Consider the following 8,312-nt stretch of genomic DNA (forward strand, 5'->3'; position numbering starts at 1 on the left):
CCCGGGGAGTCGACTCCCCGGGGCCACGGCCGTCGTCACGCGTCCTCGCGGACGCGGTGCGCCCTACTTGATGCGGTTGCCCGCCGAGCGCAGCTGCTGCGCCGCCTCGACCACGCGGGAGGCCATGCCGGCCTCGGCCAGCTTGCCCCAGGTGCGCGGGTCGTAGGTGTTCTTCTTGCCGACCTCGCCGTCGACCTTCAGCACGCCGTCGTAGTTGCGGAACATGTGGTCCACGACCGGGCGGGTGAAGGCGTACTGGGTGTCGGTGTCGAGGTTCATCTTCACGACGCCGTTCTCCAGCGCGGTGGCGATCTCCTCCGCGGTCGAGCCCGAGCCGCCGTGGAAGACGAAGTCGAACGGGTCGGCCTTGCCGTACTGCTTGCCGATCTCGGCCTGGAGCTCCGCGAGCAGCTCCGGCTTCAGCACGACGTTGCCCGGCTTGTACACGCCGTGCACGTTGCCGAAGGAGGCGGCCAGCAGGTAGCGGCCCTTCTCGCCCAGGCCGAGCGCCTCGGCGGTGCGCACCGCGTCGTTGACCGTGGTGTACAGCTCGTCGTTGATCTCGTGCGAGACGCCGTCCTCCTCGCCACCGGTCGGGGTGATCTCGACCTCGAGGATGATCTTCGCGGCGGCGGCCTGGGCGAGCAGCTCCTGCGCGATCGCCAGGTTGTCGGCCAGGGTCTCGGCCGAGCCGTCCCACATGTGCGACTGGAACAGCGGGTTCAGGCCCTTGGCCACGCGCTCGGCGGAGACCGCCAGCAGCGGGCGGACGTAGCCGTCCAGCTTGTCCTTCGGGCAGTGGTCGGTGTGCAGCGCGACCGTGATGTCGTACTTCGCGGCCACGATGTGCGCGAACTCGGCCAGCGCGACGGCGCCGGTCACCATGTCCTTGTTGTGCTGGCCGCCCAGGAACTCCGCACCACCGGTGGAGATCTGGATGATGCCGTCGCTCTCGGCCTCGGCGAAGCCGCGCAGCGCGGCGTGCAGGGTCTGGGACGAGGTCACGTTGATGGCCGGGTAGGCGAACTTGCCCGCCTTGGCCCGGTCCAGCATCTCGTTGTAGACCTCGGGAGTTGCGATGGGCATGCGAATTCGCTCCTGTCGGTGTGGGGCGATCGAACGACGCTGTCCGATGCTCTTACGCCTCTGGCTCACGGCGTGCTTCGCGGTACGAGAAGAGGGTGGTCCTCGACCGCAGGCCGGACACCGGGGCCATCTTCCCAGACTCACCCTCCGCGGTCACCCACGGCCCGCCAGTCGGGACGCGAACGGCACCTACGCGCCAGTAGCCCCACGGGCCCGCCCGGACGGGGCCCCGGCCGCCGCTCCTTAGGCCGTCTTCAACAGCAGGGCGCTATCCTGCGCGCGTGGACTACAACCAGCTCGCCGTCAATCTCCTCGACGCCAAATCGCTGATCTCGTCGCTGGGCGCCATCGGCCTGCTCGCGATCATCTTCGCCGAGACCGGCCTGCTGGTCGGGTTCTTCTTCCCCGGTGACTCGCTGCTGATCCTCGCCGGTGTGGCCGCCTCCGGCGCGGCCTCCTCGGTGCTCGGCGAGGGCGCCCGGCTGCCGATCGCCCTGCTGTTGATCGGGGCGCCGCTCTGCGCCATCGCCGGTGCGCAACTCGGCCACTTCATCGGGGCCAAGCTCGGCCCCCGGATGTTCGACAAGCCCGAGTCGAAGATCTTCCGCCGCGAGTACGTGGTGAAGGCCGAGTACTACTTCGAGAAGTTCGGCCCGGCCAAGGCCGTGGTGATGGCCCGCTTCATCCCGATCGTGCGGACCTTCCTCAACCCGGTCGCCGGCACCCTGGAGATGCCGGCCCGGACCTTCTTCGTCTGGAACGTCGTCGGCGCCGTGCTGTGGACCGAGTCCATGCTGCTGATCGGTTACTTCTTCGGCGACGCGATGGCCCCGGTGATCGACAAGTACCTGATCCCGGCGATGGCGCTGATCATCCTGATCTCGATCTCCCCGATCATCGTCGAGGTGATCCGCGAGCGCCGGAAGAAGAAGGCCGGCGGCGACACCCCGGCGGCGGAGCCGGTCGGCACCGGCCGCCACCGCAAGAGCTGACGGACCCGCCCGGACACGGCGACGGCCGGTGTGACACGTGGTTTCACGTGAAACACCGGCCGTCATCGTTTCCGGCCCGGTGCGGCCCCGTGGGGCGGCACCGGGCCGTACGGGCTCAGAGACCCAGGTCGTCCAGGGTGTAGGCGGTCACGTACGGCAGGCCGGTCTCCGCGATCGCCGGGGCCGCGCCGCGCTCCACGATCACCGCGACGCCGACCACCTCGGCGCCCGCCTCGCGCAGCGCCTCCACGGCGGTGAGCACCGAGCCGCCGGTGGTGGAGGTGTCCTCGACCGCCAGCACCCGGCGGCCCTTCACGTCCGGGCCCTCGATCCGGCGCTGCAGGCCGTGCGCCTTGCCCGCCTTGCGGACCACGAACGCGTCCAGCTTCCGGCCGCGGGCGGCGGCGGCGTGCAGCATCGCGGTCGCCACCGGGTCGGCGCCCAGGGTCAGGCCGCCGACCGCGTCGAACTCGAGGTCCGCCGCAGCGTCCAGCATCACCCGGCCGACCAGTGGCGCCGCCTCGGCGTCCAGCGTGATCCGGCGCAGGTCGACGTAGTAGTCGGCCTCCAGCCCGGAGGAGAGGGTGACCTTGCCGTGTACGACGGCCTTGTCCTTGATCTGCGCCAGCAGGGCGTCGCGGTCCTCAGTGCTCATGAGCAGCCAGTCTACGGGCCGCCACCCTCCGCTCAGCGACGGCGCAGCGCCCGCACCAGCACCACGGCGCCGCCGATCAGCGCCACCCCGCCGCCGATCACCCAGGGCATCGCACTGCGCTCGCCGGCCCCGCCGGTGAGCAGCGTGGGCTCCGGGCCGCCCCAGCGGCTGGCCGCCCGGGCGCGGGCACTGCGAGCCGGGGGAGTGGGCGCGTAGCGGCCGTGCGGCGGCGCGTGGTCCACCTCCTCCGCCGAGCGGCCCACGATCGACCGCCGCACCGGCCCGGACGCCGCAGGCTCCGGCTGGTACTCGAACCCCGCGGGCTCCGGCTCGGGCGAGGGCAGCGGCTCGTCCTCGTCCGAGAAGGCGATCAGGTCGGACAGGTCGTCGTCGAGGTCCCGCTCCGCCCGGTCGTCCAGGTAGACCACGGTCGCCCCGGGCTCCTCCTCGTCCCCGGACTCGTCCTCGGACTCCTCGGGCTCCCCGGGCTCCTCCGCCTCCGCGGCGGCCTCCTGGGGCTCCTCGACGGGCTCGGCCTCAGGCGCAGCCTCTGCCGCGGGCTCCTCGACGGCCTCGGCGGCGGGCTCCTGGGCGGGGACGGCCGGCCTCTCGGGCTCCTCCGCCTGTGCAGCGGCCTCCTGCGGCTCCTCGACGGCAAGCTCCTCGACGGGGACGGACTCCGTCTCCACCCCGACGGCAGGCTCTTCGACGAGCGGCTCGACGGCCTCGGCGGCAGGCTCCTCGACGGGGGCGGCCGGCGTCTCGGGCTCTTCCGCCTCCGCGGCGGCCTCCTGGGGCTCCTCGACGGGCTCGGCCTCAGGCGCAGCCTCTGCCGCGGGCTCCTCGACGGTCTCGGCGGCGGTCTCGACCCCCGCCCCGGCCTCGGCGGGCTCGGCAGCCGTCTCCTCGACGGTCTCCTCGGCTTCGTCGTCCGCCGGCGGCAGGACGGCGTCCGGGCCGGCGCCGGCCTCGACGGCGAGGGCGGCGACGAGGCGGTCGAGGAGTCTGCGGCCGGCCGTCTCCAGGACGTCGTCCGGGAACTCGGCGAGGCGGCCCTCGGCGCTCAGGTCTCCGGCGAAGCGCATGACGCTGCCGTCCGCGTGGTCGTGCACACTGACCCGCACGGTCGCGGTGACCTCGCCGGAGCCCCGGACCTCCTCGCCCTCGGCGAGCGCGGTGAGCACGCCCTCGCGTCCGGGGATCAGCGAGAGCGAGCCGCGGTAGGTGATGGTGGAGCTGCCGACGCGCAGCCGCAGCCGCCCGTCGACCTGCCCGTCCGGTGTGCGGGACGTCCCGGCATCGGTGCTCAGACCGGGGACGCAGCGGGCCAACAGCTCGCTGTCCTGCAGGACCTGCCGGACGGCGTTGGCCGGCAGCGGGACGACAACCTCATGCTCCATACCGGCGAGCCTACCCACCCGGGTGCCCGGTGCGGGGGGTTGGCGTCGGGTCGATCCGCGGAGGTTCGGCAGCTGTACACGGACGGCCCCCGCAGCCCTGCCGCCGCGGGCGGGCCGGGCGGGCGGCGGGGGCTCAGCCGAGCAGCCGGTAGGGGGCCGGCAGCCGTGCGGGGCGGCGGGCCGCGAGTCCCGCGGCGGACTCCCGGAGTCCGTCGGTGGTGAGGGCCCGCGGCGGCGGGGCGTCCCGGCCGAGGGAGAGCACCGGTTGGCTGCGGGCGGCCAGCAGGAAGGCCGAGCGGGGCGCGGCCGCGGGGGCGTGCGGGCAGGACGGCGGTGCGCCGGGCGGGGCCTGGTAGGCGACGGTGCGCAGGCCGTCGGCGCGCAGTCCGGCCTCCGCCGTCCACAGGCCGCGGGCGACGGCGCCGCCGCGGACGGCGAGCCGGCCGCCGGGGGCGAGCCGTCCGGCCGCCAGCCCGAAGAACTCCTGGCTGTGTGCGGCCCGGCCGGTGTCGCCGTGCGGCACGGGCAGGTCGGAGACGATGACGTCGAAGCGCGGGCGGCCGGTGCGCCCGGTGCGGCGCAGCCAGGCGATCGGTTCGGCGTGCACCACCCGCACCCGGGGGTCGTCGTAGGCGTGCCCGGTGAGGGCGGCGAGGGCGGGGTCGCGGCGGACGAGGGCGGTGAGTGCCGCGTCCGGTTCCACCACCACGACCTCGCGGACGGCGGAGTGCCGCAGCACCTCGCGGACGGCGGGGCCGCCGCCGCCCAGGACCAGGACCCGGCCGTTGGGCGTGCCGGCGAGCGCGGGGTGGACGAGCGCCTCGCTGTCCCGGTACTCGTCCGGGCCGCAGACGGCCAGCCGGCCGCCCACGAAGAGCTCCAGCGGTGCGGTGGTGCCGGGGCCGCCCGCGAGCACGATCTCCTGGTCGCGGCCGGGCACCGCCAGGCGGACCTGCGCCCCGTACAGGGCCTGTCGGGCGGCGCGCTCGATCGCGCCGGTGAACGCGGCGGCGCAGGCCAGGACGGCGAGGACCAGTCCGCAGCCGGCCCAGAGCAGCAGCCGGGCCCGCGGCGGCGGCTCCTCGCGGAACAGCCACAGCACCACGGCCGCGCCGGCCACCGCGTTGACCGCTCCGGTGGCGAGCGCGCCGGCGGCCGGGCCGAGGGCGGGCAGCAGCAGGAAGGGGAAGGCCAGCCCGCCGATCAGCGCACCGACGTAGTCGGCGGCGAACAGGTCGGCGACCGCCCGTCCGGCGTGTTCCCGGCGGATCCGCTGGACGAGGGTCATCAGCAGCGGGATCTCGGCGCCGATCAGCACCCCGATCAGGAAGGTGGTGCCGGTCAGGCCGGCGGCGGCCGTCCGGTGGCCGTCCAGCCAGGCCCAGCAGGAGTACAGAGCGAGCACCGACAGCCCGCCGGTGAGGGCCAGCCCGCACTCCACCAGGGCGAAGGCGGTGGCGGGGCGGCGGGCCAGCCGTTTGGCGAGCAGCGAGCCGACGCCCATCGCGAAGACCATCACCGACAGCACCAGGGAGGTCTGGGTGACCGAGTCGCCGAGCAGGGTCTGCCCGACGGCGACGAGTTCCAGCTCGTAGACGAGGCCGCAGGCGGCGCAGACGAAGGCCGCCAGCAGGACCAGCGGCCGGGCCAGTCGTCCGCGCACGCAGGGCGGGGCGGCACCGCCGGTCCACGGTCGGGCGACGGCCCGGACGCGGGGTGCTTCGGCGCGGCCGTCGAGGCCCGGCCGAGCGGGTGGATCCGCCGGACGGTTGATCATGCGCAAACGCTAGCGTCATCCACCGGCCGTGGCGGCACCCGCTGGAAGGACGTCGCACCAGATGGAATTGACGGTTCGTCGGCGTTCCGGTCGTGTGCTGCTCCGTTCGCGTGAATCACTCGGCCTCGGCCGCCCATCCGGCGCCCTGCAGCACCAGGGCGGAGCGGGTGCACACCAGTCGGCCCTCCTGCGGGTAGGCGTGCCAGGTGCGCCAGAGGACCCGCCGCTCCTCGCACCGCGCGACCAGGGCGGTGAAGGCGCAGGGGTCGCCGGGGAAGATGCCCGCCAGGCCGTGCGGGTGTTCGGCGACCAGGGCCAGCAGTTCCTGGGCCCTGGCGGCGAAGGTGTGCGTGGGCAACTCCTCGATCCGGGCCGCGAACTCGTACTCCCAGCCCGCCACGCGTTCCGCCACCCGGGCGGGCAGCGGGGTGCGGCGGCCGGGCAGGCAGGCCACGGTCTCCAGGCAGTCGCCGGGGCCGGCGGCCACCACGACCTGGTGCGAGGCCCCGAGCAGGCGCAGTTGCAGGGTGGCCGTGCCGAGCCCGGCCGCGCCGTCGGCGGGGGCGTCGAAGCTCAGCTCCCGCACGGCCAGCGCGGGCAGCGGCTCGCCGCCCAACTGCCAGGCGAGGTCGCCGGCGCGGGTGTCCGTGTACGAGGTCTGCAGTGTGGTGAGCATGCTCCGCTCCGCGTTTCGAACTCCGTGACGCGCCCGCCGTCAGCGTCCGACTCCACCGACGGGCCGGCGTTCGAGGCTGTGCGGTCCAGGACGCGGCCGACCGTGGAAGGAAGGATTCCGGCTGGAGACTCAGCAGCAGAGAAGCACGAATTCTGCGGGTCCGTCGGGGATTTACCCATCCTCGACCAGCATTCACCGTTCCGGGTGGAGCGGCCGGAGCGCCCCGCTCATTCGGGGTGTCGACTCTGCGAACCGTGTTCCCATGCACCCGCGTACGCGCCGTCCGCGCCGGGGGTGCGCCCCGCGTACCCGCTCACCTGTTCGGCCTCGGGGGCCGGGCCGTCGGACCCGGTCCCCGGAGGCGGCGCTCAGAGGCGGCGCAGCCGTTCGACCGCCTCCCGGAGGACCTCGTCGCGCTTGCAGAAGGTGAAGCGGACGAGGGAGCGGCCCTCGTCGGTGTTGTCGTAGAAGACGGCGTTGGGGATGGCGACCACGCCGCAGCGCTCGGGGAGGGAACGGCAGAAGTCGGCGCCGTCCTTCTCGCCGAGGGGGGTGATGTCGGTGGTGATGAAGTACGTGCCCTCGGGGACGAAGACCCGGAACCCGGCCTCGGCGAGCCCGTCGGCGAGCAGGTCGCGCTTGCGGAGCAGGTCGGCGCGGAAGCCGTCGAAGTACTCGTCGGGCAGCCGCAGGGCCTCGGCCACCGCGTACTGGAAGGGGCCGGCCGAGACGTACGTCAGGTACTGCTTGGCGGTGCGGACGGCGGCCACCAGCTCGGGGCTGCCGGTCACCCAGCCGACCTTCCAGCCGGTGAAGGAGAAGGTCTTGCCGGCCGAGGAGATCGAGACGGTGCGCTCGCGCATCCCCGGCAGGGCGGCGAGCGGGTGGTGCCCGCCGCTGAACACCAGGTGCTCGTAGACCTCGTCGGTGACCACCAACAGGTCGTGCTCGACCGCGAGTTCGGCGAGGGTGCGCAGCTCGTCGGCGTTCAGGACGAGGCCGGTGGGGTTGTGCGGGGTGTTGATCAGCAGCAGCCGGGTGCGCGGGGTGATCAGGGCGCGCAGCTCGTCCAGGTCCGGCCGGAAGGCCGGCGGGCGCAGGGTGAGCGGCACCCGGACGGCCCCGGCCATGGCGATGCAGGCGGCGTAGGAGTCGTAGAAGGGCTCGAAGGCGATCACCTCGTCGCCGGGTTCCAGCAGGGCCAGCAGCGCGGCGGCGATGGCCTCGGTGGCGCCGGCGGTGACGAGCACCTCGGTGTCCGGGTCGTAGGTGAGCCCGTGGAAGCGCTGCTGGTGCTCGGCGACCGCGGTGCGCAGCTCGGGGATGCCGGGGCCGGGCGGGTACTGGTTGCCGCGTCCCTCGCGCAGGGCCCGTACCGCCGCCTCGCGGACCTCCTCGGGCCCGTCGGTGTCGGGGAAGCCCTGCCCGAGGTTGATCGAGCCGGTCGCCGTGGCCAGGGCGGACATCTCCGCGAAGATCGTGGTGCCGAGGCCGTTCAGGCGGCGGTTGAGCAGGGGCCGGGCTTCCATGGGGTCTCCAGCGGTGTCGTCGGCGGCTGCGCCCACCGTAGTGCCCGGACCGGGCGCTTCCCAGGGGCCGCCGCCGGGGCCGACGCGCGGGCGGCCGGAGGACGGCCGGGAACGGGTCGGGGCCGCACCCCCCGCGGCCGGGGGGGGGGGCCGCCCCCGGGCCCCGGCGGGGCAAGGGGCCGCGGCGCCCGCCACGC

Annotated in this window: 7 protein-coding genes; 1 reads left to right on the forward strand and 6 read right to left on the reverse strand. The window is 74.3% G+C overall.

Features of this window, described 5'->3' with window-relative positions; all coding sequences use genetic code 11:
- Positions 1-63 precede the first annotated feature (63 nt).
- Positions 64-1,086: a class II fructose-bisphosphate aldolase gene (fbaA, locus tag AB0442_RS40965; protein WP_363548843.1), complete on the reverse strand. Its 1,023-nt coding sequence runs from the start codon at positions 1,084-1,086 to the stop codon at positions 64-66.
- A gap of 281 nt (positions 1,087-1,367) precedes the next feature.
- On the opposite strand from fbaA, the gene AB0442_RS40970 reads away from it, so the two are divergent.
- Positions 1,368-2,078 (forward strand): VTT domain-containing protein, encoded by a 711-nt coding sequence (locus AB0442_RS40970; RefSeq protein WP_366168619.1) that lies wholly within the window; start codon positions 1,368-1,370, stop codon positions 2,076-2,078.
- A gap of 115 nt (positions 2,079-2,193) precedes the next feature.
- Here the strand turns inward: AB0442_RS40970 and pyrE are convergent, their stop codons facing one another.
- The 5 genes from pyrE to AB0442_RS40995 form a co-directional block, all read right to left on the reverse strand.
- On the reverse strand, positions 2,194-2,733 hold the full coding sequence (gene pyrE / locus AB0442_RS40975) for an orotate phosphoribosyltransferase (RefSeq protein WP_030274601.1): 540 nt from the start codon (positions 2,731-2,733) through the stop codon (positions 2,194-2,196).
- 32 nt (positions 2,734-2,765) lie between these two features.
- Positions 2,766-4,133 (reverse strand): SRPBCC domain-containing protein, encoded by a 1,368-nt coding sequence (locus AB0442_RS40980; RefSeq protein WP_366168620.1) that lies wholly within the window; start codon positions 4,131-4,133, stop codon positions 2,766-2,768.
- A gap of 133 nt (positions 4,134-4,266) precedes the next feature.
- A complete protein-coding gene (locus AB0442_RS40985) occupies positions 4,267-5,910 on the reverse strand; it encodes a spermidine synthase (protein WP_366168621.1) in 1,644 nt (547 codons plus the stop codon).
- Between the two features lie 115 nt (positions 5,911-6,025).
- The gene (locus AB0442_RS40990) at positions 6,026-6,586 is read right to left on the reverse strand and encodes a DUF2617 family protein (RefSeq protein ID WP_366168622.1); all 561 of its coding nucleotides are present in this window, start codon (positions 6,584-6,586) and stop codon (positions 6,026-6,028) included.
- A 368-nt stretch (positions 6,587-6,954) separates the two neighbouring features.
- Positions 6,955-8,115, reverse strand: coding sequence for a pyridoxal phosphate-dependent aminotransferase (locus AB0442_RS40995; RefSeq protein ID WP_366168623.1), 1,161 nt, complete (start codon positions 8,113-8,115; stop codon positions 6,955-6,957).
- Between the last annotated feature and the right edge of the window lie 197 nt (positions 8,116-8,312).

The organism is Kitasatospora sp. NPDC085895, from assembly GCF_040702125.1.
GTDB lineage: Bacteria > Actinomycetota > Actinomycetes > Streptomycetales > Streptomycetaceae > Kitasatospora > Kitasatospora arboriphila.

Coding starts and splice junctions, on each gene's coding strand:
- fbaA (WP_363548843.1), bottom strand. CDS start 1,086: ATGCCCATCGCAACTCCCGAGGTCTACAACGAGATGCTGGACCGGGCC.
- pyrE (WP_030274601.1), bottom strand. CDS start 2,733: ATGAGCACTGAGGACCGCGACGCCCTGCTGGCGCAGATCAAGGACAAG.
- AB0442_RS40980 (WP_366168620.1), bottom strand. CDS start 4,133: ATGGAGCATGAGGTTGTCGTCCCGCTGCCGGCCAACGCCGTCCGGCAG.
- AB0442_RS40985 (WP_366168621.1), bottom strand. CDS start 5,910: ATGATCAACCGTCCGGCGGATCCACCCGCTCGGCCGGGCCTCGACGGC.
- AB0442_RS40990 (WP_366168622.1), bottom strand. CDS start 6,586: ATGCTCACCACACTGCAGACCTCGTACACGGACACCCGCGCCGGCGAC.
- AB0442_RS40995 (WP_366168623.1), bottom strand. CDS start 8,115: ATGGAAGCCCGGCCCCTGCTCAACCGCCGCCTGAACGGCCTCGGCACC.